Origin of the sequence: Pseudomonas sp. (genome assembly GCF_049301935.1) — a bacterium.
Taxonomy (GTDB): domain Bacteria; phylum Pseudomonadota; class Gammaproteobacteria; order Pseudomonadales; family Pseudomonadaceae; genus Aquipseudomonas.
This window is the reverse complement of record NZ_JBAQLP010000021.1, coordinates 1-23,397: the sequence shown is the minus strand read 5'-3', so window position 1 is coordinate 23,397 and position 23,397 is coordinate 1. Positions and strand designations below refer to the sequence as shown.

The 23,397-nt window shown below is 61.3% G+C and carries 24 protein-coding genes; 17 read left to right on the top strand and 7 right to left on the bottom strand.

The features are described from left to right. The first annotated feature begins 10 nt into the window (after positions 1 to 10). Positions 11 to 1,381 carry a multicopper oxidase family protein gene (locus WA145_RS02800; RefSeq protein ID WP_422580107.1) on the top strand — a complete coding sequence of 457 codons (1,371 nt, stop codon included), beginning with the start codon at positions 11 to 13 and terminating at the stop codon, positions 1,379 to 1,381. 2 nt (positions 1,382 to 1,383) lie between these two features. Beyond that, complete coding sequence (gene tadA, locus WA145_RS02795; protein ID WP_422580106.1) at positions 1,384 to 1,866, top strand: tRNA adenosine(34) deaminase TadA; 483 nt, start codon at positions 1,384 to 1,386, stop codon at positions 1,864 to 1,866. On the opposite strand, the gene mltF is transcribed toward tadA, so the two are convergent. Then, the gene (gene mltF / locus WA145_RS02790) at positions 1,863 to 3,323 is read right to left on the bottom strand and encodes a membrane-bound lytic murein transglycosylase MltF (RefSeq protein ID WP_422580105.1); all 1,461 of its coding nucleotides are present in this window, start codon (positions 3,321 to 3,323) and stop codon (positions 1,863 to 1,865) included. The genes tadA and mltF overlap by 4 nt on opposite strands. Positions 3,324 to 3,630: 307 nt before the next feature. Between mltF and purL the strand changes: the two genes are divergently transcribed. The 3 genes from purL (at position 3,631) to WA145_RS02775 (ending at position 8,328) form a co-directional block, all read left to right on the top strand. Next, complete coding sequence (purL, locus tag WA145_RS02785) at positions 3,631 to 7,527, top strand: phosphoribosylformylglycinamidine synthase (RefSeq protein ID WP_422580104.1); 3,897 nt, start codon at positions 3,631 to 3,633, stop codon at positions 7,525 to 7,527. Between the two features lie 90 nt (positions 7,528 to 7,617). After that, positions 7,618 to 7,854 (top strand): CDGSH iron-sulfur domain-containing protein, encoded by a 237-nt coding sequence (locus WA145_RS02780; protein ID WP_422580113.1) that lies wholly within the window; start codon positions 7,618 to 7,620, stop codon positions 7,852 to 7,854. Between the two features lie 156 nt (positions 7,855 to 8,010). Then, complete coding sequence (locus WA145_RS02775) at positions 8,011 to 8,328, top strand: NGG1p interacting factor NIF3 (protein ID WP_422580103.1); 318 nt, start codon at positions 8,011 to 8,013, stop codon at positions 8,326 to 8,328. A gap of 91 nt (positions 8,329 to 8,419) precedes the next feature. On the opposite strand, the gene WA145_RS02770 is transcribed toward WA145_RS02775, so the two are convergent. Together WA145_RS02770 and WA145_RS02765 are read right to left on the bottom strand one after the other, a co-directional pair. Beyond that, entirely contained in the window at positions 8,420 to 8,923 is a 504-nt protein-coding gene (locus tag WA145_RS02770) for a L,D-transpeptidase family protein (RefSeq protein ID WP_422580102.1), read from the bottom strand. Between the two features lie 15 nt (positions 8,924 to 8,938). Continuing rightward, the gene (locus WA145_RS02765) at positions 8,939 to 9,496 is read right to left on the bottom strand and encodes an NUDIX hydrolase (protein ID WP_422580101.1); all 558 of its coding nucleotides are present in this window, start codon (positions 9,494 to 9,496) and stop codon (positions 8,939 to 8,941) included. Between the two features lie 170 nt (positions 9,497 to 9,666). Between WA145_RS02765 and WA145_RS02760 the strand changes: the two genes are divergently transcribed. From WA145_RS02760 to WA145_RS02740, 5 genes are read left to right on the top strand one after another with little or no spacing between them, the layout of a single operon-like run. Beyond that, a complete protein-coding gene (locus WA145_RS02760) occupies positions 9,667 to 10,272 on the top strand; it encodes a CoA pyrophosphatase (RefSeq protein WP_422580100.1) in 606 nt (201 codons plus the stop codon). A gap of 18 nt (positions 10,273 to 10,290) precedes the next feature. Further along, positions 10,291 to 10,815 carry a gamma carbonic anhydrase family protein gene (locus WA145_RS02755; protein WP_422580099.1) on the top strand — a complete coding sequence of 175 codons (525 nt, stop codon included), beginning with the start codon at positions 10,291 to 10,293 and terminating at the stop codon, positions 10,813 to 10,815. After that, positions 10,815 to 11,006: a DUF1289 domain-containing protein gene (locus WA145_RS02750; RefSeq protein WP_422580098.1), complete on the top strand. Its 192-nt coding sequence runs from the start codon at positions 10,815 to 10,817 to the stop codon at positions 11,004 to 11,006. The genes WA145_RS02755 and WA145_RS02750 overlap by 1 nt, the downstream gene beginning before the upstream one ends. A gap of 27 nt (positions 11,007 to 11,033) precedes the next feature. Next, positions 11,034 to 12,215, top strand: a complete 1,182-nt coding sequence (gene purT / locus WA145_RS02745) for a formate-dependent phosphoribosylglycinamide formyltransferase (RefSeq protein WP_422580097.1) — start codon at positions 11,034 to 11,036, stop codon at positions 12,213 to 12,215. Beyond that, positions 12,212 to 12,964 carry an SGNH/GDSL hydrolase family protein gene (locus WA145_RS02740; RefSeq protein WP_422580096.1) on the top strand — a complete coding sequence of 251 codons (753 nt, stop codon included), beginning with the start codon at positions 12,212 to 12,214 and terminating at the stop codon, positions 12,962 to 12,964. Before purT ends, WA145_RS02740 begins: the two co-directional genes overlap by 4 nt. On the opposite strand, the gene WA145_RS02735 is transcribed toward WA145_RS02740, so the two are convergent. Together WA145_RS02735 and WA145_RS02730 are read right to left on the bottom strand one after the other, a co-directional pair. Further along, positions 12,930 to 14,219 carry an HlyC/CorC family transporter gene (locus WA145_RS02735; protein ID WP_422580095.1) on the bottom strand — a complete coding sequence of 430 codons (1,290 nt, stop codon included), beginning with the start codon at positions 14,217 to 14,219 and terminating at the stop codon, positions 12,930 to 12,932. The genes WA145_RS02740 and WA145_RS02735 overlap by 35 nt on opposite strands. 10 nt (positions 14,220 to 14,229) lie before the next feature. Beyond that, on the bottom strand, positions 14,230 to 15,030 hold the full coding sequence (locus WA145_RS02730; RefSeq protein ID WP_422580094.1) for a cytochrome C assembly family protein: 801 nt from the start codon (positions 15,028 to 15,030) through the stop codon (positions 14,230 to 14,232). 213 nt (positions 15,031 to 15,243) lie between these two features. Here WA145_RS02730 and ffh point away from each other — a divergent pair, with 213 nt between their 5' ends. From ffh to rplS, 5 genes are all read left to right on the top strand, one after another. Further along, positions 15,244 to 16,617, top strand: a complete 1,374-nt coding sequence (ffh, locus tag WA145_RS02725; protein WP_422580093.1) for a signal recognition particle protein — start codon at positions 15,244 to 15,246, stop codon at positions 16,615 to 16,617. A 249-nt stretch (positions 16,618 to 16,866) separates the two neighbouring features. Then, a complete protein-coding gene (gene rpsP, locus WA145_RS02720; RefSeq protein WP_090239277.1) occupies positions 16,867 to 17,118 on the top strand; it encodes a 30S ribosomal protein S16 in 252 nt (83 codons plus the stop codon). A 5-nt stretch (positions 17,119 to 17,123) separates the two neighbouring features. Continuing rightward, entirely contained in the window at positions 17,124 to 17,660 is a 537-nt protein-coding gene (gene rimM / locus WA145_RS02715; RefSeq protein ID WP_422580092.1) for a ribosome maturation factor RimM, read from the top strand. 5 nt (positions 17,661 to 17,665) lie between these two features. Continuing rightward, a complete protein-coding gene (trmD, locus tag WA145_RS02710) occupies positions 17,666 to 18,418 on the top strand; it encodes a tRNA (guanosine(37)-N1)-methyltransferase TrmD (protein ID WP_422580091.1) in 753 nt (250 codons plus the stop codon). A gap of 40 nt (positions 18,419 to 18,458) precedes the next feature. Further along, a complete protein-coding gene (rplS, locus tag WA145_RS02705) occupies positions 18,459 to 18,809 on the top strand; it encodes a 50S ribosomal protein L19 (protein WP_090248568.1) in 351 nt (116 codons plus the stop codon). 74 nt (positions 18,810 to 18,883) lie between these two features. Here the strand turns inward: rplS and WA145_RS02700 are convergent, their stop codons facing one another. Beyond that, positions 18,884 to 19,558, bottom strand: a complete 675-nt coding sequence (locus WA145_RS02700; protein WP_422580090.1) for a hypothetical protein — start codon at positions 19,556 to 19,558, stop codon at positions 18,884 to 18,886. 115 nt (positions 19,559 to 19,673) lie between these two features. Then, on the bottom strand, positions 19,674 to 21,491 hold the full coding sequence (locus WA145_RS02695; RefSeq protein ID WP_422580089.1) for a cation:proton antiporter: 1,818 nt from the start codon (positions 21,489 to 21,491) through the stop codon (positions 19,674 to 19,676). Between the two features lie 77 nt (positions 21,492 to 21,568). On the opposite strand from WA145_RS02695, the gene xerD reads away from it, so the two are divergent. Both xerD and dsbC read left to right on the top strand, forming a co-directional pair. Next, positions 21,569 to 22,465, top strand: coding sequence for a site-specific tyrosine recombinase XerD (gene xerD / locus WA145_RS02690; protein ID WP_422580088.1), 897 nt, complete (start codon positions 21,569 to 21,571; stop codon positions 22,463 to 22,465). A gap of 93 nt (positions 22,466 to 22,558) precedes the next feature. After that, positions 22,559 to 23,284, top strand: a complete 726-nt coding sequence (gene dsbC / locus WA145_RS02685) for a bifunctional protein-disulfide isomerase/oxidoreductase DsbC (RefSeq protein WP_422580087.1) — start codon at positions 22,559 to 22,561, stop codon at positions 23,282 to 23,284. The last annotated feature ends 113 nt before the right edge of the window (positions 23,285 to 23,397 follow it).

The window sequence follows — 23,397 nt, the reverse complement described above, 5'->3', positions numbered from 1 at the left end:
TAGGTGGTTGATGAAGTTAACGCGCAGGCAGGTCCTCGCCGGTTTGGCCGGCTTAGGTGTGGTAGGTCTGGGCGCGGGTGGCGTGCGCTACTGGTTGGGCCGCCCGGAAAATGTGGCGACCCACGACTACGAGCTGATCGCCGCGCCGCTGGATATTGAGTTGGTGCCGGGGCATACCACTCCGGCCTGGGCTTATGGTGGCCAGGCCCCCGGTGTGGAGCTGCGCTGTCGGCAGGGGGAGCGCTTGCGCGTGCGCTTTATCAATAAGCTGGACGTGCCGACCACCATCCACTGGCATGGCATCCGTCTGCCGCTGGAAATGGACGGTGTGCCCTATGTGTCGCAGGCACCGGTGCTGCCGGGGGAATACTTCGATTACAACTTCATCACTCCCGATGCCGGCAGCTTCTGGTATCACCCGCATGTCGCCAGTGGAGAGCAGCTGGGGCGCGGTCTGGTCGGTGCGTTGATTGTCGAGGAGCGCGAGCCCAGCGGCTTTCGCCATGACCACACGCTGAACCTGAAAAGCTGGCATATCGACGAGCAGGGCGCTTTTACCGATTTCAGTGTGCCGCGCGAAGCGGCGCGGGGCGGCACGCCGGGGCGTTTGAGTACGGTCAATGGCAAGCATGCGCCGACCCTGGATTTGCCGGCCGGGCAGGTGGTGCGCCTGCGGCTGATCAATCTGGATAACACCCTGACCTATCGGCTCAATCTGCCCGGTGCGGATGCGCGCATTTATGCGCTGGACGGCAACCCGGTCGAGCCACGGCCGCTGGGCAAGGAGTACTGGCTGGGGCCGGGTATGCGTATCGAGCTGGGGCTGAAGGTGCCGGCCGCAGGCACCGAGCTGTCGCTGCGTAACGGGCCATTGCGCCTGGCGAACCTGCGCGCGCAGCCCAGTGCCGAGGGTGCAGGTGAGTGGCCGCCTGCGCTGCCCGCCAACCCGGTGGCTGAGCCGGATCTGGCTAATGCGCAAACCGTTAAATTCAACTTCGAATGGGCCGGCGCGGTGTCGGTCGGCCTGGCCCAGGGTGCGGCGCACAGCTTCTGGCAGATCAATGGTCAGGCCTGGGATATCAATGACAAGACCTGCGCCGACCGGCCGATTGCCCGTCTGCAGCTGGGTAAGAGTTATATCTTCGAGCTGCGCAACCTTAGTCAGTATCAGCACCCTATCCACCTGCACGGCATGACCTTTAAGGTGTTGGCCTCCAATCGCAAGTCGATCATCCCGTATTTCACTGACACCTACCTGCTGGGCAAGAACGAAAGTGCGCGGGTGGCGCTGGTCGCGGATAATCCGGGGGTGTGGATGTTCCACTGCCATGTGATCGACCACATGGAAACCGGTCTGATGGCATCAATTGAGGTCGTTTAAGCGTGCGCCACCCCCTGATCATTGATCGCAGCCAGGACCAGCAGTTTATGCGCGAGGCCCTGGCCCTGGCCGCCGAAGGCGCGGCCCTGGGTGAGGTGCCGGTGGGTGCGGTGCTGGTGCAGGATGGCCAGATTGTCGGGCGCGGCTTTAACTGTCCGATCTCCACCCATGACCCCAGCGCCCATGCCGAGATGGTGGCGATTCGCGCCGCTGCGCAGGCCGCGGATAACTACCGCCTGCCCGGCAGCACCCTGTATGTGACCCTGGAGCCGTGCAGCATGTGCGCCGGGTTGATCGTGCATGCGCGGGTGCAGCGTGTGGTGTATGGCGCGACCGAGCCCAAGGCCGGCGTGGCGCTCAGTCGTGGGCAGTTTTTCAGCCAGGAGTTTCTCAACCACCGCGTGCTGATCGAGGGCGGGGTGCTGGCGGAGGAGTGCGGGGCGGTGCTGAGTGCCTTCTTCAAAGCCAGGCGCGAGCAGCGTTAAAGCGGCGGGGTCTGCTCATTCAGCTGACGTTTGTCGATGCCCGGCACATGCTGATTGCTTTCGGCGAGCTGCGAGCCTTCCAGCTGTGGCTGGGTTACCCAAGTGAGGATGTCGTAGTAGCGGCGGATGTTGCGCACAAAATGCACTGGCTCGCCGCCGCGGGCATAGCCATAACGGGTTTTGCTGTACCACTGCTTCTGCGCCAGGCGCGGCAGAATCTTCTGCACATCCAGCCACTTGTTCGGGTCCAGGCCTTCGGCTTCGGTGAGCTTGCGCGCATCTTCCAGATGGCCGCCACCGACGTTGTAGGACGCCAGGGCGAACCAGGTGCGGTCCGGCTCCTGAATGCTCTCTGGCAGCTGGTTTTTCACATAAACAATGTATTTGGCGCCGCCCTCGATGCTCTGCTTGGGGTTCAGGCGATCCGATACACCCATGGCCTGGGCGGTGCGCAGGGTCAGCATCATCAGCCCGCGCACGCCGGTTTTCGAGGTGGCGGTGGGTTGCCAGAGTGACTCCTGATAACCCATGGCCGCGAGCAGGCGCCAGTCGACCTGATTGGCCTGGGCGGCTTCGCGGAAGTACTTCTCGTAGCGCGGCAGGCGTTGCTGCAGGTGTTTGGCGAAGGTGTAGGCGCCGACGTAGCCGAGTACATCGACATGGCCGTAGTAGCGATCCTTCAGGCGTTGCAAGCTGCCATTTTTGTGCGCTCGTTCGATAAAGGCGTTCATCTCGTCGAGCAGGCTGCGGTCTTCGCCGGGGGCGGTGGCCCAGGCCAGGTTTTGCGCATCACCCAGATCAAAGGCCACGCGCACGTTGGAGAAATACACCTGGTTCATTGCCAGCTCGTTGGAGTCGACCAGGGTCAGGTCGATCTGCCCTTCATCGACCATGCGCAGCAGGTCGACCACTTCAACGTCGGCGGACTCTTCGTAAGCCAGTTCCGGCAACTGCAACTTGAGTGCGGCCAGCTGCTCGGCATGGCTGCTGCCTTTTAGTACCAGAATGCGTTTGCCGAGCAGATCACCCGGACGGGTTGGGCGTTGTTGGCCGTTGCGGTAAATCACCTGGGGGGTGACTTCGAGGTAGGGGGAGGAGAAGCGTGCATGCTGCTGCCGTCCGTCGCTTTCTACCAGGCCGGCCGCGGCGAGTACCGGACCGTTGGGCTTGTTCAGGCTGGCGAACAGCTCGTCGAGGTTGTCGGCGGTTTCAATTTTCAGTTCAAGGCCCAGGTCATCGGCAAAACGTTTCACCAGCTCGTATTCGAAACCGGTTTCGCCGTTACGGTCCTGGAAATAGGTGGCTGGGCTGTTACGGGTGATCACCCGCAGTACACCCTCCGCCTGAACGCGCTCGAGTGTGCTGGGTTCTTCAGCACAGCCGCCGAGCACCAGGAGGATTCCGATCACCGACAGCCAGCAGGCGCGGCGCACACGGAACGCAGATTGGGCAAACATTGGCGCAGTATACGCAAAGCATGGGGCTCGCCATATCTCGACAGCGGGTGGCTTCTCTGCTAGCGCAGTCGCTGCATGTAGCGTGCCGCTACGGGTGCCGTTGGCAGCGCTTTAGGCTAGAATGCACGGCCTCAAAGAACCTGTTTCGGAGCTCGCGAGCTAGAGTCGGGCAAGGCGAAGGTGGGCGAGGACGCGGAGTTTACGAGTTGTAAATGAGCAGTCCGAGCTCGCCTTCAACGCAGGCCGGCCGACGCGCAGCAGATCCGAGACGGTTCTCAGTACACCCCCTTCCCAGAGGCTGTTTTCCATGTTGATCCTGCGCGGCGCTCCCGCCCTTTCTGCTTTCCGTCACGGCAAACTGCTTGAGCAACTGACCAGCAAGGTTCCTGCGGTCACCGGCCTGTATGCCGAGTTCGCGCATTTCGCCGAGGTTACCGGCGTTCTGAATGCCGACGAAGAGCAGGTATTGGCCCGTTTGCTGAAATACGGCCCGAGTGTGCCGGTGCAGGAGCCAAGCGGCCGCCTGTTCCTGAGCATTCCGCGCTTTGGCACCATCTCGCCCTGGTCGAGCAAGGCCAGCGACATCGCCCGCAACTGCGGCCTGGCGAAGATTCAGCGCATCGAGCGCGGCCTGGCGTATTACGTCAGTGGCGAGCTGAATGCTGCTGAAGCGCAGCAGGTGGCCGACCTGCTGCATGACCGCATGACCCAGCTGGTGCTGGATAACCTCGAAGGCGCTGCCGCACTGTTCAGCCACGCCCAGCCCAAGCCGCTGACTGCGGTGGACATCCTCGGTGGCGGGCGCGCCGCGCTGGAGCAGGCCAACATCGAACTGGGCCTGGCCCTGGCCGAAGACGAAATCGATTACCTGGTGACCAGCTTCAACGGTCTGGGGCGCAACCCCCACGACATCGAACTGATGATGTTCGCCCAGGCCAACTCCGAGCACTGCCGCCACAAGATCTTCAATGCCAGCTGGGATATCGATGGTGAAAGCCAGGAGAAATCCCTGTTCGGCATGATCAAGAACACCTACCAGATGCACAGCGAAGGCGTGCTGTCCGCCTATAAGGACAACGCTTCGGTGATCGTCGGTAGCGTCGCTGGGCGTTTCTTCCCGGACCCTGAGACCCGCCAGTACGGCGCGACCCAGGAGCCGGTGCATATCCTGATGAAGGTGGAAACCCACAACCACCCGACGGCCATCTCGCCGTTCTCCGGTGCGTCCACCGGTTCCGGTGGCGAGATTCGCGACGAAGGTGCCACCGGCCGTGGTGCCAAGCCGAAGGCCGGGCTGACCGGTTTCACCGTCTCCAACCTGAATATCCCCGGTTTCGTGCAGCCCTGGGAAGTGCCGTACGGCAAGCCCGAGCGCATCGTTACCGCGCTGGACATCATGATCGAAGGCCCGCTGGGCGGCGCGGCGTTCAACAACGAATTCGGCCGTCCGGCCCTGACCGGCTATTTCCGCACCTTCGAGCAGGCGATCCAGACCCCGCGCGGTGAAGAGGTGCGTGGCTACCACAAGCCGATCATGCTCGCCGGCGGCATGGGCAACATCCGCGCAGATCACGTGCAGAAGGGCGAGATCACCGTGGGCGCCAAGCTGATCGTGCTCGGCGGCCCGGCCATGCTGATCGGCCTGGGTGGCGGTGCCGCTTCGTCGGTCGCCACCGGCGCCAGCTCGGCTGACCTGGATTTCGCCTCGGTACAGCGCGAAAACCCGGAAATGGAGCGCCGCTGCCAGGAAGTGATCGACCGTTGCTGGCAGCTGGGCGAGCAGAACCCCATCGCCTTTATCCACGACGTCGGCGCCGGTGGCATTTCCAACGCCTTCCCGGAGCTGGTCAATGACGGTGGCCGTGGTGGCCGCTTCGAACTGCGTAACGTGCCCAACGACGAGCCGGGCATGGCCCCGCACGAGATCTGGAGCAACGAGTCCCAGGAGCGTTATGTCCTGGCCGTCAGCGCCGTCGATTTCGAGCGCTTCAAGGCCATCTGTGAGCGCGAGCGTTGTCCGTTTGCCGTGGTCGGCGAGGCCACCGAAGAAGCCCACCTGACCGTGACCGACAGCCATTTCGCCAATACCCCGGTGGACATGCCGCTGGAAGTGCTGCTGGGCAAACCGCCGCGCATGCACCGCTCGGTCACCCGTGAGGCCGAGCTGGGCGACGATTTCGCCGCCGCCAGCGTCGATATCGACGAAGCGGCCAACCGTGTGCTGCATCACCCGGCTGTGGCCAGCAAGAGCTTCCTGATCACCATCGGCGACCGCAGCATTACCGGTCTGGTGGCGCGCGATCAGATGGTTGGCCCATGGCAGGTGCCGGTGGCCGATTGCGCCGTCACCGCCACCAGCTTCGACGTCTACACCGGGGAAGCCATGGCCATGGGCGAGCGCACGCCGCTGGCGCTGCTGGATGCTGCGGCTTCCGGGCGTATGGCGATTGGCGAAACCCTGACCAACCTGGCCGCGTCGCGTATCGAGAAGATCTCCGATATCAAACTGTCCGCCAACTGGATGGCCGCTGCCGGCCACCCGGGCGAAGACGCGCGCCTGTACGACACCGTGAAAGCGGTCGGCATGCAGCTGTGCCCGGAGCTGGGCATCACCATCCCGGTGGGCAAGGACTCGATGTCGATGAAAACCCAATGGCGCGATGACGGCACGGACAAGAGCGTGACCTCGCCGCTGTCGCTGGTGGTGACCGGCTTTGCCCCGGTCAGCGATATCCGCAAGACCCTGACCCCGCAACTGCGCATGGACAAGGGTGAAACCGACCTGATCCTGATCGACCTGGGCCGTGGGCAGAACCGCCTGGGCGCCTCGATCCTGACCCAGGTGTACGGCAAGCTCGGCACCCAGGCGCCGGATGTGGATGACGCCGAAGACCTCAAGGCCTTCTTCGCGGTGATCCAGGGTCTGAATGCCGACGGTCATATCCTCTCTTACCACGACCGTTCCGACGGTGGCCTGCTGGTTACCGCCCTGGAAATGGCCTTCGCCGGCCACTGCGGTTTGAACCTGTTCCTCGATGCCTTGGCCGATGACAGCGCTGAGCTGGCTGCGGTGCTGTTCAACGAAGAGCTGGGTGCGGTGATTCAGGTACACCAGGACGCCACACCGGAAGTGCTGGCGCAGTTCAGCGCCGCCGGCCTGGGTGACTGCGTGGCGGTGATCGGTCAGCCGGTCAACAGCGACGAGGTGGCGATCAGCTTCAACGGCCTGCCGGTGTTCGCTGGTCAGCGCCGCTTGCTGCAGCGCCAGTGGGCACAAACCAGCTACCAGATTCAGCGTCTGCGCGACAACGTGCAGTGCGCCGAGCAGGAGTTCGACACCATCCTCGATGAGGACAATCCGGGCCTGTCGGCCAAGCTCAGCTTCGACGTCAATCAGGACATCAGCGCGCCCTATATCCGCAAGGGCGTGCGTCCGCAGATCGCCGTGCTGCGTGAGCAGGGCGTCAATGGCCAGGTGGAAATGGCCGCGGCCTTTGACCGCGCCGGCTTCAACGCGATCGACGTGCATATGAGCGACATCCTCAGCGGGCGCGTCAGCCTGGACGCGTTCAAGGGCCTGGTGGCCTGTGGCGGCTTCTCCTACGGCGACGTCCTCGGTGCCGGCGAAGGCTGGGCCAAATCGATCCTGTTCAACGCCCGTGCCCGTGATGGCTTTCAGGCGTTCTTCGAGCGCAAGGACAGCTTCGCCCTCGGCGTGTGCAACGGTTGCCAGATGATGAGCAACCTGCATGAGCTGATCCCTGGCAGCGAGTTCTGGCCGCATTTCGTGCGCAACCGCTCCGAGCAGTTCGAGGCGCGCGTGGCCATGGTGCAGGTGCAGGAGTCGGCGTCGATCTTCCTGCAGGGCATGGCCGGTTCGCGCATGCCCATCGCCATCGCTCACGGTGAGGGGCATGCCGAGTTCGAGAACGAGGAGGCGCTGCTCGAAGCCGACCTGTCCGGCTGCGTGGCCATGCGCTTTATCGACAACCACGGCAAGGTCACCGAGACCTACCCGGCCAACCCCAACGGTTCGCCGCGCGGGATTACCGGGCTGACCAGTCGCGACGGTCGCGTGACCATTATGATGCCGCACCCGGAGCGGGTGTTCCGCGCCGTGCAGAACTCCTGGAAGCCGGACGACTGGCAGGAAGACGCCGGCTGGCTGCGCATGTTCCGCAACGCCCGCGTGTGGGTGGATTAACAGTGGCCGCCATGACCCTCTCCTTATGGGAGAGGGTGCCCGAAGGGCGGGAGAGGGCATTTGAATCCACAAGGTCCGATCCTGCCTGAGGTGCGCCAGGTCAAGCCTGGCGAGACCTTGCTGCTGTGCCGCTGCGGGCGTTCGTCCCGGCTTCCCGATTGTGTTTCCGCTTGCCCTGATCTACTTGAGCTGCGGCCTGAGCGTGAGCAGTTTCTGCTGCTTTGCCGTTGCGCTCGCTCGCAATGTCTACCTTACTGTGATGGTAGCCATAACCAGCCGGCAACTGGCGTCAAGGCCCGCTGGCGGCGATTCTGGCGCGGCCTATAGCCTGGCTGACGGAGCTAATAGGTTGAACACACGGCAAATTACCCGGTCATAGGGTACAAGTGTGATGGGTTGCGCGAATACCCGATAAGGCATAATGCCATTATTGTGTGGCATCATTATTGGGCTGTTTTATCAGTCTTGCCGGCGGAGACTTCGATGTACAAGCTATGCTTTTATGTGCCTGAAACTCATTTGGATAGCGTTAAGAGCGCGGTCTTCAGTGCCGGTGGTGGACGTATTGGTCAGTACGATCAGTGCTGTTGGCAAACCCTGGGGCAGGGTCAGTTCCGCGGCCTGGAAGGCAGCCAGCCGTTTCTCGGCCAGCCTGGGCAGGTCGAACAGGTGGCAGAATGGAAAGTCGAGATGGTCGTGGCCGATGAGCTGATCCATGACGCCGTCAAGGCGATGAAAAAGCAGCATCCCTACGAGACGCCGGCTTTTGAGGTGTGGCGGCTGTCGGATATCCAGTTCTGAAAAAGGACATCAAGGTGTAAACCTTATTCAGGACGGGACAACATTTATAAAAAAGGCGCCGATTAGCAGGCGCCTTTTTTATATCTGCGGGTCAGGGTCTGATTTCGATCAGCGTGCCGTCTTTGACCAGGGCCCAGATCTCACGCATGTCGGTGTTCTTCATGGCGATGCAGCCTTCGGTCCAGTCCAGGGTGTGGAAGAACCATTCGGGGTACTCCTCATCCAGCGGCGTGCCGTGGATCATGATCATGCCGCCTGCCGGTACGCCCTTGGCGCGGGCTTGCGCCTGATCACGGGCGTTGGGGTAGGAAATGTGCATGGACAGGTTGTACTTGTCGCTGGTCTTGCGCCAGTCAATCCAATAAAAGCCTTCCGGGGTGCGCAGGTCGCCTTCGCGTTGCTTAGCTCCTTCAGGCTGTTTGCCCAAGGACACGCGGTAAGACTTAAGGGTGTCGCCACGACTGATCAGGTGCAGCTTGCGTTCGGATTTCACCACCAGCACCTTGTCGACGGTTTTACCGTTAAGGGTTGGGGTGCTGCTGGCGTGGCCAGTCAGGGCTACGGTCAGGCAGAGTAGGGTGAACAACCAGCGCATCGTAATTCCCATGGATCAAAAGGCTTTTTTGTAATGCGCGCGCAAGGCTTCGAGCGGCTCGTTGCGGACCGGATAGTGCTGCTCTCGGCGGTCCGCGAAGTAGCATTCTAAGGTACGCCCGATGGTCGGGAAAGCCAGCTCTGACCAGGGGATGTCCTGTTCGTGAAATAGCTGTACCTCCAGGCTTTCTTCGCCGGGGGCAAAGTCCAGGTCGACCAGTTCGGCGCGAAACAGCATATACACCTGATTGATATGCGGCAGGTCGAACAATGTGTAGAGGCTCAGGCTGCGCACCCGCGCGCAGGCCTCTTCAAGGGTCTCGCGTGCGGCGGCCTGTTCCAGGGTTTCGCCGTTCTCCATAAAGCCGGCCGGCAGGGTCCAGTAGCCACGTCGTGGCTCGATGGCGCGGCGGCACAGCAGCACCTGTTCGCCCCATACCGGCAGGCAGCCGGCGATGATTCGCGGATTCTGATAGTGCACCGTCTGGCACTGCGCGCAGACGTGGCGCAGGCGGTTGTCGCCCTGGGGGATGATGTGGCGGATTGCGCCGCCACAGTTGCTACAGAAGTTCATGCCAGACCCTCGCTGCGTGTCAGCTATCTTGGCGCGCATCTCAGCTGCTCGGCAAGCGGCCGGTAGGGGGATTATCGAACGCCTGAATGATTGCCGCTGGCGGTGCGGGGCTTGGGCCGTGCGCTGCTTTCGTGCCATGATCGGGCGCAGAATAAAGAACCGAGAATCCCATGCTGGACGAGTTACTCCATCGCATGCGTGGCTATAGCCCGCACATTCTGCAGACCGACAAGCGCTACCCTGAGGCCGCAGTGCTGGTGCCCATCACCCGCAGCGACGAGCCGGAAGTGGTACTGACCTTGCGCGCCAACGGTCTGTCTACCCACAGCGGTGAAGTGGCGTTTCCCGGTGGTCGGCGTGACCCGGAAGATGCCGATCTGATCGAGACGGCCTTGCGCGAGGCAGAGGAAGAAATCGGCTTGCCGCCTGGCCTGGTCGAGGTAATCGGGCCGCTCAGCACCCTGGTGTCGCGCCATGGTATTCAGGTCACGCCCTATGTCGGCCTGGTGCCGGATTTTGTCGAGTACAAGCCCAACGACGGTGAAATTGCCGCCGTGTTTGCCGTGCCGCTGGCATTCTTTCGCGACGACCCACGGGAAACCACCCACCGTATCGATTACCGTGGGCGCAGCTGGTATGTGCCGAGTTACCGTTATGGCGAATATAAAATCTGGGGGCTGACGGCGATTATGCTGGTCGAGTTGGTCAACCTGGTGTTCGATGACGTGCATATCGATATGCATCAGCCGCCTGAGCACTTTATCAAGCTCACCTGAGCCTATGAGGAAGCATCCATGAAATACCGCCTGGGTTCGTCCCACGTCGAGGCCCATGCCGACAGCTGGGTTGCACCCACTGCCACTCTGGTCGGCAAGGTCAAGCTGGAGCCGGGAGCCAGCGTGTGGTTTAACGCGGTGCTACGCGGCGACAACGAGCTGATCCATATTGGCGAGAACAGTAACGTGCAGGACGGCACCGTGATGCACACCGATATGGGCTTTCCACTGAATATCGGCACGGGTGTGACCATCGGCCACAACGCCATGCTGCACGGTTGCACCGTAGGTGATTACAGCCTGATAGGTATCAATGCGGTGGTCCTTAACGGCGCGAAAATCGGCAAGTACTGCATCATCGGCGCCAACAGCCTGATCGGTGAAGGCAAGGACATTCCCGATGGTTCGCTGGTGATGGGCTCGCCCGGCAAGGTGGTGCGCGAACTGACCGAGGCGCAGAAAAAGATGCTCGAAGCCAGCGCCGCCCATTACGTGCACAACGCCCAGCGCTATGCCCGTGACTTGCAGGAGCAGGACGATTGATGCCGGCGCAGGAGCGCCCGGTTGCCTCGCCCTGCGTGCATGTTTGCGCGCTGGATGATGAGGATATTTGCATAGGCTGCCAGCGTTCGGTGGCCGAAATCACCCGCTGGAGCCTGATGAACAATGCCGAGCGCCGTCAGGTGCTGGTGCTCTGTCATACACGCGCTAAAGCCAAAGGCATTCTGCTGTAACTTTCTTGATCAGTTTGAGGACTCCCCATGCCCCGTATCGGAACCCCTTTGTCGCCGAGCGCGACCCGTGTGCTGTTGTGTGGCTCTGGCGAGCTGGGCAAGGAAGTGGTGATCGAGCTGCAGCGCCTCGGTGTCGAAGTGATTGCCGTAGACCGCTACGCCAATGCCCCGGCCATGCAGGTGGCGCACCGCAGCCATGTAATCAATATGCTCGACGGCGACGCGCTACGCACAGTGATCGAGCTGGAGCAGCCGCATTACATCGTCCCGGAAATTGAAGCCATCGCCACCGCGACCCTGGTCGAGCTGGAGAATGAGGGCTTCACCGTGATCCCCAGCGCCCGCGCCGCGCAGTTGACCATGAACCGCGAAGGCATTCGCCGTCTGGCCGCCGAAGAGCTGGGGCTGCCGACCTCGCCCTACCAGTTTGCCGACTCCTTCGAGGAGTGCCGCGCGGCGGTCGAGAGCATCGGCTTTCCCTGCTTGATCAAGCCGATCATGAGCTCGTCGGGCAAGGGCCAGTCGGTGCTGAAAAGTCTGGATGATTTGCAAACCGCCTGGGATTACGCCCAGGCCGGTGGCCGCGCGGGTAAAGGGCGGGTGATAGTCGAGGGCTTTATCGATTTTGATTACGAAATCGCTTTGCTCACCGTGCGCCACAGTGGCGGCACCACCTTCTGTGCGCCGGTCGGCCATCGCCAGGTCAAGGGTGACTACCAGGAATCCTGGCAGCCGCAGCCGATGAGTGCCAAGGCCCAGGCTGAAGCCGAGCGGATTGCCCTGGCGGTCACCGGTTCGCTGGGTGGGCGCGGGTTGTTTGGCGTCGAATTGTTCGTCAAAGGTGATCAGGTGTGGTTCTGCGAGATCTCGCCACGGCCGCACGACACTGGCCTGGTCACTCTGATATCCCAGGACCTGTCGGAATTTGCCCTGCATGCGCGGGCGATTCTCGGCTTGCCGATTCCGGCCATCCGCCAGTTAGGCCCGTCGGCCTCGGCGGTGATCTTGGTCGAGGGCGAATCGCAGCAGGTCAGCTTCGGCAATCTCGGCGCGGCGCTGGTCGAGCCGGATACCGCCCTGCGCTTGTTCGGTAAGCCGGAAGTCAGCGGTCAGCGGCGCATGGGTGTGGCGCTGGCGCGGGATGAGTCATTGCAAGCGGCGCGGGCCAAGGCCACGCGCGCGGCGCAGGCGGTCCAGGTCGAGCTGTGAATGTGCTGCGCGGCTATGTACGGAGCTACGCCTGGTGGCTAGGGCTGGCGCTGTTGGCGCCGATTGCCTTGCCGCTGGCGCTGCGCACGCGGCGTAACACCCTGCGTTTACCGCCAGCCGCAGGGCTGTCGAGCGGTGTGGCTGGCGCGGACTTGCCGGGCGAGCCACTGCGTCTGCTGGTATTGGGCGAATCGACCGTGGTGGGCGTGGGTGTCGATCAGCTGCATGCCGCGTTGGTCGGCCAACTGGCGACTGCGCTGGCTGGGCGTTGCGGCCATCCGGTAGCCTGGCGGGCCTGCGGCGAGAACGGCATTACCGCTGCGCAGGCCCATGAGCGGCTACTGCCGCAGGTGCTCGATCAGCCTTTTGATCTGGCGCTGCTGGTGTTCGGCGTCAACGACACCACCCACCTGACCTCATTGCCACGTTGGGACGCCGCACTCGGCGGCATGGCCGAGGCGTTGGCCGCGCGTGGCGCTCGCGTGGCCTTTAGCAGCGTGCCGCCGTTGCAGCATTTCAGCGCCTTGCCCTGGTTGCTGCGGCGGTTGCTCGGCATGCGCGCAGGCCTGCTGGATGCGCGCTTACGTCAGTTGGCGGCGCGCCTAGGAGTGGGGTATCACGCGGTTGAGCTGGAGTTTTCCGCCGAGTACCTGGCGCGTGATGGCTATCACCCTTCAGGTCTGGGCTATCGCGTGTGGGCGCAGGGGCTGGCGGTCAGCCTTGCGCCGGCGGCTCGGGGTGCGCCTTAGGCTTGGTTTGCCAGGCGCGCACGCTTTTTACCCGGTTCTCTGATGACTGCAGAATTTCCAGGCGATAAGGGCCGATCTTCAGGCACACGGCGCTCTCGGGGATACTTTCCAGTGCCTCAGTCACCAGGCCGTTGAGGGTTTTCGGGCCATCGCAGGGCAGGTGCCAGTCCAGGGCTTTATTGATTTCGCGGATATAGGCGGCGCCATCGATGACCTGGGTGCCGTCTTCCTGGGGATGAATATCCGGGCTGCGCAGGCTGTCCTGGTTGCTGAAGTCGCCGACGATTTCTTCGAGGATGTCTTCCAGGGTGACGATGCCGATCACGTCGCCGTATTCATCGACGACGATGCCGATGCGGCGTTTGTGCTTCTGAAAATTGATCAGCTGGGTCGACAGCGGCGTGCCTTCGGGCACGAAATACGGCTCATTGCAGGCGACCAGTAGCGCCTCTTTGCTCAGCTCGTTGTGCGTCAGCAGCCGGGCAATCTGGCGCATATGCACGATGCCTTCGATCTGATTGATGTCGGTGCGGAAGACAGGCAGGCGCGTATGGGTGGTGTTGGTCAGCAGGCTGATGATGCTTTCAATATCGTCATCGAGGTTGATACCGGTGACTTCGTTGCGCGGAATCATGATGTCATCCACCGTCACCCGCTCCAGGTCGAGGATGCCGAGCAGCATGTTCTGGCGGTTTTTCGGCATGTCAGCGCCGGATTCGCGCACCACGCTGCGCAGTTCTTCGGTGGACAGGCTGTCGCTGGCGCGCAGGGCGGGATCGATGCCCAGCAGGCGCAACAACACGTTGCTGATGGTGCTGGTGGTCCAAACCACTGGATAAAGCAGGCGTTGCAGCAACAGCAACAGGCGGCTGGCAGGGAATGCCACCAGTTCCGGACGCAGCGCAGCCAGGGTTTTCGGGGTGATTTCGCCGAAAATCAGCACCACGATGGTCAGGCCGGCGGTGGCAATCGCAATCCCGGCTTCGCCCCAGATATCCACGGCCAGCACCGTGGCGATGGAGGCGGCGAGGATATTGACCACGTTGTTGCCTACCAGAATGGTGCCGAGCAGGCGATCTGGGCGGCTGAGCAGGCTGGTGACGCGTTTGGCGCCCTTATGCCCTTCCTTGGCCATGTGCTTGAGGCGATAGCGGTTGAGGCTGAGCATGCCGGTCTCCGAGCTGGAGAAGAATGCCGAGCACAGAATCAGAAAAATCAGCAGCCCAAGCAGGTAGCCGGAGTGAAGGTCGTCCACGGAAGGGGTCTCAGATATGCAGGATAAATTCGCGAACCAGCTTGCTGCCGAAGTAGGCCAGCATCAGCAGGCAGAAGCCCGCCAGGGTCCAGCGAATGGCTTTGTGGCCACGCCAGCCGAGTTGGTGGCGGCCCCACAACAGCACGGCAAATACCACCCAGGCAAAGCACGAAAGGATGGTTTTGTGCGCCAGATGCTGGGCAAACAGGTCGCTGATAAACAGCGCGCCAGACAGCAATGAGAGCGAGAGCAGCGCCCAGCCGGCCCAGAGGAAGCCAAACAATAGGCTTTCCATGGTTTGCAGGGGCGGGAAGTTCTTGATCAGCCCGGAGGGGTGTTTGTGCTTGAGTTGATGGTCCTGCAACAGCAGCAGCAGCGACTGAAACACCGCAATGGTCAGCATGCCGTAGGCGGTGATCGACAGCAGGATGTGCGCCAGGATGCCGGGCGCCTCGTCGATGGCCTGGGTGGTGCCGCTGGGCATAAATTGGGCGAGCAGCACGGTGATAAAACCCAGGGGGAACAGCAGTAGCAGCAGGTTCTCTACCGGGATGCGCGTGCAGGCCAGCAGCGTCAGCAGAATAACCGCAGCGGCAATCAGGCTGGCGGCCTTGAAGAAGTCCAGCGACAAGCCACTGGCATCGAACATCTGCAGAAACAGGCTGCTGCCGTGCAGTAGCAAAGCCAGTGTGCCGAGCGCAATCAGCAAGCGCTTATTGGACGTGCTGCGCTGTTGCAGGCGCAGGCCTTGGTAGAGTGCGGCTCCGGCATAGAGGCAGGCAGCAGCGAGGCTGAGTAGCAGAGGGTGCATAAATCCTTGTCAGGCAAACCCGAAAGGCGGCCAGTGTGGCATACAACCCGTGCGCCACGAAAGCGTCTGGGCAGTCGTCAGCCTGGCAGCGCTCGGCCGGCCTTGGCTTGACGCAGCCGACAAAGATACGTCAACAGCGGCTTAAGTCTTGGTTATAATCCGCCGCCTGTTGCAAGCCCACCCTCGGCTCGCTAGAGCCTGAAAGGAACGTGCATGTTCGAAAATCTAACTGACCGCCTCTCGCAGACCCTGCGCAATGTCACCGGCAAAGCCAAGCTGAGTGAAGACAACATCAAGGACACCTTGCGTGAAGTGCGCATGGCCTTGCTTGAGGCTGACGTTGCCTTGCCGGTGGTCAAGGACTTCGTCAACAAGGTCAAGGATCGCGCGGTCGGCACCGAAGTGTCGAAGAGCCTGACTCCAGGCCAGGCGTTCGTGAAGATCGTGCGCGCCGAACTCGAAGAGCTGATGGGCGCTGCCAACGAAGACCTCGCGCTGAATGCCGTGCCGCCTGCCGTGGTGCTGATGGCCGGCCTGCAGGGTGCAGGCAAGACCACCACCGTCGGCAAGCTGGCGCGCTTCCTTAAAGAACGCAAGAAAAAGACCGTGATGGTGGTGTCGGCCGACGTTTACCGTCCGGCGGCGATCAAGCAGCTGGAAACCCTGGCCAATGATATTGGCGTGAGCTTCTTCCCCTCCGATCTCAGCCAGAAGCCTGTGGATATCGCCGAGGCGGCGATCAAGGAAGCCAGGCTCAAGTTTATTGATGTGGTGATCGTCGACACCGCCGGTCGCCTGGCTATCGATGCCGAGATGATGGCGGAGATCCAGGCGCTGCACGCGGCGATCAAACCGGTGGAAACCCTGTTCGTGGTCGACGCCATGACCGGTCAGGACGCCGCCAACACTGCCAAGGCCTTTAATGATGCGCTGCCGCTGACCGGCGTGGTGCTGACCAAGGTAGACGGTGATGCGCGCGGCGGTGCGGCCTTGTCGGTGCGGGCGATTACCGGCAAGCCGATCAAGTTTATCGGTATGGGCGAGAAGACCGAGGCGCTGGAGCCCTTCCATCCGGACCGGATTGCCTCGCGCATTCTTGGCATGGGCGACGTGCTCAGCCTGATCGAGCAGGCCGAACAGACCCTGGATCGCGAGAAGGCCGAGAAGCTCACCAAGAAGCTGAAGAAGGGCAAGGGCTTCGACCTCGAAGACTTCCGTGACCAGCTGCAACAGATGAAGAACATGGGTGGCCTCGGCGGCCTGATGGACAAGCTGCCGCAGATGGGTGGCGTCAACCTGGCGCAGATGGGCAATGCCCAGGGCGCGGCCGAGAAGCAGTTCAAGCAGATGGAGGCGATCATCAACTCGATGACCCCTCAGGAGCGCCGCGATCCGGAAATCATCAGTGGCTCGCGCAAGCGCCGCATCGCCATGGGTTCTGGCACCCAGGTGCAGGACATCGGCCGCCTGATCAAGCAGCACAAGCAGATGCAGAAGATGATGAAGAAATTCACTGCCAAAGGCGGTATGGCCAAGATGATGCGCGGTATGGGCGGAATGATGCCGGGCGGCCTGCCGAAGATGTAAGGAATCCGCGTCGGCAGCAATGCTGGCGCAAGCCCCGCAAAGGCGGGTATTGGCACTAAACCCGCCTTTGCGGGAATCGATTGGGCCGTTTAGATCGCGCTCCTCGCGCAAATCTTGATTGCACGGCCTGATGCGTCTGAAAAAGCCATTTGCAAAAATCCGGATATTCCTTAGAATATGCGGCCTTTCGGGCACCCATGCCCGCCGTGCATTTAGATTTGCAGCACCGACTACAGGAACTATGTTCACATGCTAACGATTCGTCTTGCCCTTGGCGGCTCCAAAAAGCGCCCGTTCTACAAAATCAATGTGACCGACAGCCGTAACCCACGCGACGGTTCGCACAAAGAAGAGATCGGTTTCTTCAACCCGATCGCTCGTGGTCAGGAAGTTCGTCTGTCCGTGAAACAGGATCGCCTGGCCCATTGGCTGAGCGTTGGTGCACAACCGTCTGATCGTGTTGCTCAGCTGTTGAAGGACGCTGCTAAGGCTGCGGCCTAAGCAATATGAGCGCGACGCCTGTTTCTACCGATGATTTGATCGTTATCGGCAAGATCTACTCTGTACATGGCGTTCGCGGTGAAGTGAAGGTGTATTCCTTTACTGATCCTGTTGTAAACCTGTTGCAGTACAAGTCCTGGACGCTCAAGCGCGAAGGCAGTGTCAAACAGGTAGAGCTGGTCAGCGGACGCGGGAGTGATAAATTCCTGGTCGCGAAGCTTAAGGGTCTCGATGATCGTGAAGAAGCGCGTCTTCTTGCGGGTTATGAGATCTGTGTGCCGCGCAACCTGTTCCCTGAATTAGCCGATGGCGAGTACTACTGGTACCAGTTGCAAGGCCTCAAGGTTATTGATCAGGCGGGGCAATTGCTCGGCAAGGTTGACCATCTGTTTGAGACCGGTGCCAATGATGTGATGGTGGTCAAACCCTGCACCGACAGCCTGGATGGTCGTGAGCGCCTGTTGCCCTATACCGAGCAATGCGTGTTGTCGATTGATTTGACCGCTGGCGAAATGCGGGTCGACTGGGATGCGGACTTCTAAGCCTGATGCCAAATCTGCGCGTTGAAGTCATTACGCTGTTCCCGGAAATGTTTGCCGCTATCAGTGATTACGGCATTACCAGCCGAGCGGTGAAGCAGGGCTTGTTGCAACTGACCTGCTGGAATCCGCGCAGCTACACCACAGACCGTCACCACACCGTGGATGATCGGCCTTTTGGCGGTGGCCCCGGCATGGTGATGAAGATCAAGCCGCTTGAGGATGCTTTGCTCGATGCCAAGCAAGCCGCAGGTGGCGCGGCCAGGGTGATTTACCTGTCGCCGCAAGGTCGCCAGCTGACGCAGTCAGCAGTACGCGAACTGGCCAATGAGGGTGCATTGATCCTGATTGCCGGCCGCTACGAAGGCATTGATGAGCGCTTTATTGAAGCGCATGTCGATGAAGAATGGTCGATTGGGGACTACGTCCTGTCCGGCGGTGAGCTGCCGGCCATGGTACTGATCGACGCGGTAACGCGCCTTTTGCCTGGTGCATTGGGTCATGCAGACTCGGCCGAGGAGGATTCCTTTACGGATGGCCTGCTCGACTGCCCGCACTACACCCGCCCGGAGGTGTATGCGGATAAACGTGTTCCCGATGTATTGCTGAGTGGCAATCACGAACACATCCGGCGCTGGCGTTTGCAGCAGTCCCTTGGTCGGACCTACGAACGCCGCGCCGATCTTCTGGAAAGCCGCTCGCTTTCTGGAGAAGAGAAGAAGCTGCTGGAGGAATACGTCCGCCAGCGGGACGATAGTTAATGTATCGATGACCGGCCGAGGCCTGTCTTAGGAGCGCAGCATGACCAACAAGATTATTCAGCAGCTTGAAGCTGAGCAGATGGGCAAAGAAATCCCGACTTTCGCGCCAGGTGACACCATTGTTGTCCAGGTTAAAGTGAAAGAAGGCGACCGTCAGCGTCTGCAGGCGTTCGAAGGCGTGGTAATCGCCAAGCGTAACCGTGGTCTGAACAGTGCGTTCACTGTGCGTAAGATCTCCAACGGTGTTGGCGTTGAGCGTACCTTCCAGACCTACAGCCCGCTGGTTGACAGCCTGGCCGTTAAGCGTCGCGGTGACGTGCGTAAAGCCAAGTTGTACTACCTGCGTGACCTGTCCGGTAAAGCAGCACGCATCAAGGAAAAACTGGGCTAAGTCTCAGCTTTCCAATAAAAAAGCAGCCTTCGGGCTGCTTTTTTCGTTTATGCGTTTCGATTACCGCGCTGCGGCTAGCGCAGGCTGATTTTCAGCGAGGCTTGCGACAGGTCGATGTCATGCAGGCTCAGGCTGCCAAAACTCTGGCCCTGGGGCGCGCCGGCGACGCGGATATTGTCGAAGCGCAGCTCACCAATCGAGCTGGGCAGGCGCACATTCACCGAGCCGTCGGCATTGATCACCGAGGTCAGCTTGCTGGTGTCGTACTGCACATCCTTCATCGAGGTTTCCGCCTCAAGGCTGCTCAGCACCGGCATCACCAGCTTGCTCAACTGGCCGACGGTACCCAGGCCATCGCCGCTGCCGGCCTGGAGAAACAGACCTTGCAGCACATCATCCAGACCCTGGGCGCTGACATTGCTCATTTCCATATCCGTTAGCGGGCGCAGACCGCGCGGCGTTTGTTCCTGGCTGATGGCGCTGGGCAGATTGCGCGGTGCGTCGGCGCTGGCGATCTGGAAGGGGCTGAGCAGGGCGGCTACCAAGGTGGCGGCCAGGCGCAGGTTGTTCTGTTTACTGAGGGCTTTTTTCAGCTGGCGTTCAGTCAGCCAGCCTTGCTCGATTAGCGTTTCACCCAGGCGCTTGTGGTTGCTCAGTTGCAGTTGAATGGCCGCATCCAGCTGGCCGCGGTTAATCAGTCCTTTGTTGATCAGAATCTGACCAAGGCGTGAGTGCTGTTGGCTGGACATGCGTGGGCACCGTTGTGCTGTAGTGGCGTGATGCAATCATGGTCTGCAAAGGGGCATCTGTCACCCACCCAAAGATAGGGTGACGTACCTTCTGCGTATTTTGTAAGCGGCGTATTTACTGCGCGCTGTTCTGTTTGTTTTGCGTATCGATCAGGGCCACCAGGGTCCATTCCGGGCCGGGTTGGATGTCCAGTGGCTGGGTCGCGACATGAATCCAGCCGCGCGGATCGCGTGCCAGCAAAATCAGCGCTGTTTCACCATGCAGCTGTTGATAGGCCTGCCAATCGAACGTGGTGGTGAGGCTGGTGGTGCGAATTTCGGCACCCTTGCTCAGGCGGCTGGCGAAGTGCGGAAAACTCAGTGGGCGATTGCCTATGGGGCGGCCGCGTACGTCCTCGCTGCTGCGGTGTTTGTCGCTGCGTCGGCTTTCGGCTCCGCTGGGCAAGGTAAAGCGCCGCCGTGCGGGAAAGTCATGCCGGAAATGCATGCAGGCCAGCGCATTCAATTCGCTGGAAGGCGACAGCGCCAGTAGATGGCCGAGGCCGATCAGGTCCAGGTGTATTTCGGCATCCTGTGAGGTCGGGTTGCCGAAGTAGGTGGGCAGCTTTTCCATGCGCGCGGCGCTGATGTTTTCCCAGCTGGAGTCGCTCAGCAACACGCGATTGCCCAGCTCCTGCAGGGCTTTGCCGAGGGCGCGGGCCACCGGGTTGGCTCCGACGATAAGAAAACCGCTGGGGGCCGGTTCGGCGACTTGCAGCAGCTTGGCCAGTGGTCGCGCGGTAGCGCTCTGCAAGACCACGGTGCCGATGATCACCAGAAAGGTCAGGGGCACCAGTAGATGAGCTTGGGCGTGGCCGTATTCCTCCAGGCGCAAGGCGAAAATGGCCGATACCGCAGCCGCGACGATGCCGCGTGGGGCGATCCAGGCGAGCAGGCTGCGTTCGCGCCAGTTGAGGCTGGAACCGAGGGTGCACAGGTAGGCGTTGAGTGGTCGCGCGACAAACTGGATGACCGCCAGCAGCACCAGGGTCACTGGGCCGAGGGCGATCAGTGCATTCAGGTCCAGACGCGCCGCGAGCAGGATAAACAGCCCGGAAATCAGCAGCACGCTGAGGTTTTCCTTGAAGTGCAGAATCTGCCGGACATCCACGCCACGCATATTGGCCAGCCACATGCCCATCAGCGTGATGGCCAGCAAACCGGACTCGTGCATCAGAGCGTTGGCGCCAATAAATACACCCAGCGCGGCGGCCATCGCGGCCAGGTTGTGCAGGTATTCCGGGAGCCAGTGACGCCGCAGAACCTGGCCAAACAGCCAGCCGCCGGCCATCCCGAGCACACTGCCGGTGCCAATCACGGCGGCGAATGTAGCAAGGCTGTCGCTCCAGGCGTTGCTTTGCTCATGGCTGACGATAAAGCTGAACATGACCACCGCCAGCAGCGCGCCGATGGGGTCGATGACAATGCCCTCCCAGCGCAGGATGTTGGCGATAGAGGCGGTGGGGCGCACCACGCGCAGCATTGGCACGATAACCGTTGGGCCGGTGACCAGGGTGAGGGTACCGAACAGCAGGGACAGCTCCCAGGAAAACCCCAGGAGAAAGTGCGTGGCGATGGCGATCACGGCCCAGGTCAGCAGTGCGCCGATAGTCACCATGCGCTGCACCACGGAGCCGATTTCGCGCCACTCGGACAGCCGCAGAGTCAGGCTGCCTTCAAACAGAATAAGCGCAACAGACAGCGACACCAGAGGGAACAGCAGGGGGCCAAACAGCTGCTGTGGGTCTAGCAGCCCCAGTATCGGCCCGGCCAGAATGCCGCTGAGCAGCAGGAAAAGAATGGCTGGCAGGCGCACGCGCCAGGCCAGCCATTGACAGGCAAGTGCCGCCGCGCCAATGCCGCCCAGGGCAAACAGAATCTGGTTTTCGTTCATATGAAGTCCTTGTCGCTGGTGATTACGCGTCATGCTGTGAAAAACTGCAGCGATTAACCCCCGTAAAGTAGCCGCTGATGCCTGCGCTGGAACATTCTCTGATCGAAAAATTTCTTGAAGCCATGTGGTTCGAGAAGGGCCTGGCCGAACATACGCGGGCGGCTTACCGCAGCGATCTAGAGCATTTCAATGGCTGGTTGAGCGAACGCGGCGTGCTGCTGGAGCAGGTCGGGCGCGAGGCGATACTCGATCACCTGGCCTGGCGGCTTAACCAGGGCTACAAGGCGCGCTCGACGGCGCGACTGTTGTCGGGTTTGCGCGGGTTTTACCGCTACTGCCTGCGCGAGGGGCTGATTGTGCTCGACCCGACGGTGCAGGTGGAGATGCCGCAGTTGGGTCGACCACTGCCCAAATCGCTGTCCGAGGCCGATGTCGAAGCCTTGCTGGCCGCTCCCGAGCTGGATGACCCGATTGGTTTACGCGACCGCGCGATGCTGGAGGTGCTGTATGCCTGCGGTCTGCGGGTGAGTGAGTTGATCGGCCTGACGTTAGAGCAGGTCAATCTGCGCCAGGGTGTGCTGCGCGTCTTCGGCAAGGGTAGCAAGGAGCGCCTGGTGCCGCTGGGTGAGGAGGCGATTGCCTGGATCGAACGCTACAGCAGGGAAGCGCGGCCGTTTCTGCTGGATGGCAAGCCCAGCGACGTGCTGTTTCCGAGTCTGCGTGGTGAGCAGATGACCCGGCAGACCTTCTGGTATCGCATCAAGCATCAGGCCAAGGTGGCGGGGATTGCCAAGAGCCTGTCGCCGCATACCCTGCGCCACGCCTTTGCTACGCACCTGCTCAATCACGGCGCCGACTTGCGCGTGGTGCAGATGCTGCTGGGGCACAGCGATCTGTCGACCACGCAGATCTACACCCACGTTGCCCGCGCGCGGCTGCAGGAGTTGCATGCACAGCACCATCCGCGAGGCTGAGAGCACCGTCTGGCCTGCGGTGGTCGGTCTGCGCCGGCTTCTATGCTAGGCTGCGCCGATCACTGGTTAGATCGTTTTTCGTCAGGAGTTTTTATGCGTGTTAATCGCATTGTTGTCGCGTTGGCTCTAGGGCTGGTCAGTAGCGTGGGCGTTGCAGCCGATGCCGATCAAGCTATCCGCAATTCCCTCAAGACTATCGATCCGGCCCTGCCGATTGAGGCGATTGCCGAAAGCCCCATGCCGGGTGTTTATCAGGTCGAACTGGCGGGTGGCCGACAGCTGTACACCAGTGCCGATGGTCAGTTCCTGCTGCAGGGTTACCTGTTCCAGGTCAAGGATGGTAAGCCGGTGAATCTCACCGAGGCGGCTGAAAACCGCGGCGTGGCCAAGCTGATGGATGCTATTCCTACCGCGGAAATGGTGGTATTTGCGCCCAAGCAGCCGAAAACCCATATCACCGTATTTACCGACACCGATTGCGGCTATTGCCAGAAGCTGCACAGCGAAGTGCCTGAGCTCAATCGCCTGGGGGTTGAGGTGCGCTACCTGGCCTTCCCGCGTCAGGGGCTGGAAAGTGCCGCAGCCAAAGAACTGTCGAATGTCTGGTGCGCCAAGGACCAGCAGGACGCCATGAACCGCGCGAAAAGCCGCCAGGGCGTGGCGGATGCGCAGTGCGACAGCCCGGTTGCCAAGCAGTACGCGTTGGGCCAGATGATCGGGGTCAGCGGTACGCCGGCCATCGTGTTGGCCAACGGCAAGATCATCCCCGGCTATCAACCAGCGCCGCAGCTGGCGAAAATTGCCTTGGAATCCAAATGATCTGAGGCGTGCGCCTGATTGACTAATAAACAGCCGCTTCGTATGGTGCGGCTCTTTTCTACGGCCGGGGCTTGCTCCGGCCGTTTTACGCAGTGCAGATGGGGAGTTCAGTG

Bases quoted from the DNA above. Each gene is read 5' to 3' on its own strand.
- WA145_RS02800 (WP_422580107.1), top strand. From the start codon at position 11: ATGAAGTTAACGCGCAGGCAGGTCCTCGCCGGTTTGGCCGGCTTAGGT.
- mltF (WP_422580105.1), bottom strand. From the start codon at position 3,323: ATGTTTGCCCAATCTGCGTTCCGTGTGCGCCGCGCCTGCTGGCTGTCG.
- purL (WP_422580104.1), top strand. From the start codon at position 3,631: ATGTTGATCCTGCGCGGCGCTCCCGCCCTTTCTGCTTTCCGTCACGGC.
- WA145_RS02775 (WP_422580103.1), top strand. From the start codon at position 8,011: ATGTACAAGCTATGCTTTTATGTGCCTGAAACTCATTTGGATAGCGTT.
- WA145_RS02770 (WP_422580102.1), bottom strand. From the start codon at position 8,923: ATGCGCTGGTTGTTCACCCTACTCTGCCTGACCGTAGCCCTGACTGGC.
- WA145_RS02765 (WP_422580101.1), bottom strand. From the start codon at position 9,496: ATGAACTTCTGTAGCAACTGTGGCGGCGCAATCCGCCACATCATCCCC.
- WA145_RS02760 (WP_422580100.1), top strand. From the start codon at position 9,667: ATGCTGGACGAGTTACTCCATCGCATGCGTGGCTATAGCCCGCACATT.
- WA145_RS02755 (WP_422580099.1), top strand. From the start codon at position 10,291: ATGAAATACCGCCTGGGTTCGTCCCACGTCGAGGCCCATGCCGACAGC.
- WA145_RS02750 (WP_422580098.1), top strand. From the start codon at position 10,815: ATGCCGGCGCAGGAGCGCCCGGTTGCCTCGCCCTGCGTGCATGTTTGC.
- purT (WP_422580097.1), top strand. From the start codon at position 11,034: ATGCCCCGTATCGGAACCCCTTTGTCGCCGAGCGCGACCCGTGTGCTG.
- WA145_RS02730 (WP_422580094.1), bottom strand. From the start codon at position 15,030: ATGCACCCTCTGCTACTCAGCCTCGCTGCTGCCTGCCTCTATGCCGGA.
- ffh (WP_422580093.1), top strand. From the start codon at position 15,244: ATGTTCGAAAATCTAACTGACCGCCTCTCGCAGACCCTGCGCAATGTC.
- rpsP (WP_090239277.1), top strand. From the start codon at position 16,867: ATGCTAACGATTCGTCTTGCCCTTGGCGGCTCCAAAAAGCGCCCGTTC.
- rimM (WP_422580092.1), top strand. From the start codon at position 17,124: ATGAGCGCGACGCCTGTTTCTACCGATGATTTGATCGTTATCGGCAAG.
- trmD (WP_422580091.1), top strand. From the start codon at position 17,666: ATGCCAAATCTGCGCGTTGAAGTCATTACGCTGTTCCCGGAAATGTTT.
- rplS (WP_090248568.1), top strand. From the start codon at position 18,459: ATGACCAACAAGATTATTCAGCAGCTTGAAGCTGAGCAGATGGGCAAA.
- WA145_RS02700 (WP_422580090.1), bottom strand. From the start codon at position 19,558: ATGTCCAGCCAACAGCACTCACGCCTTGGTCAGATTCTGATCAACAAA.
- WA145_RS02695 (WP_422580089.1), bottom strand. From the start codon at position 21,491: ATGAACGAAAACCAGATTCTGTTTGCCCTGGGCGGCATTGGCGCGGCG.
- xerD (WP_422580088.1), top strand. From the start codon at position 21,569: ATGCCTGCGCTGGAACATTCTCTGATCGAAAAATTTCTTGAAGCCATG.
- dsbC (WP_422580087.1), top strand. From the start codon at position 22,559: ATGCGTGTTAATCGCATTGTTGTCGCGTTGGCTCTAGGGCTGGTCAGT.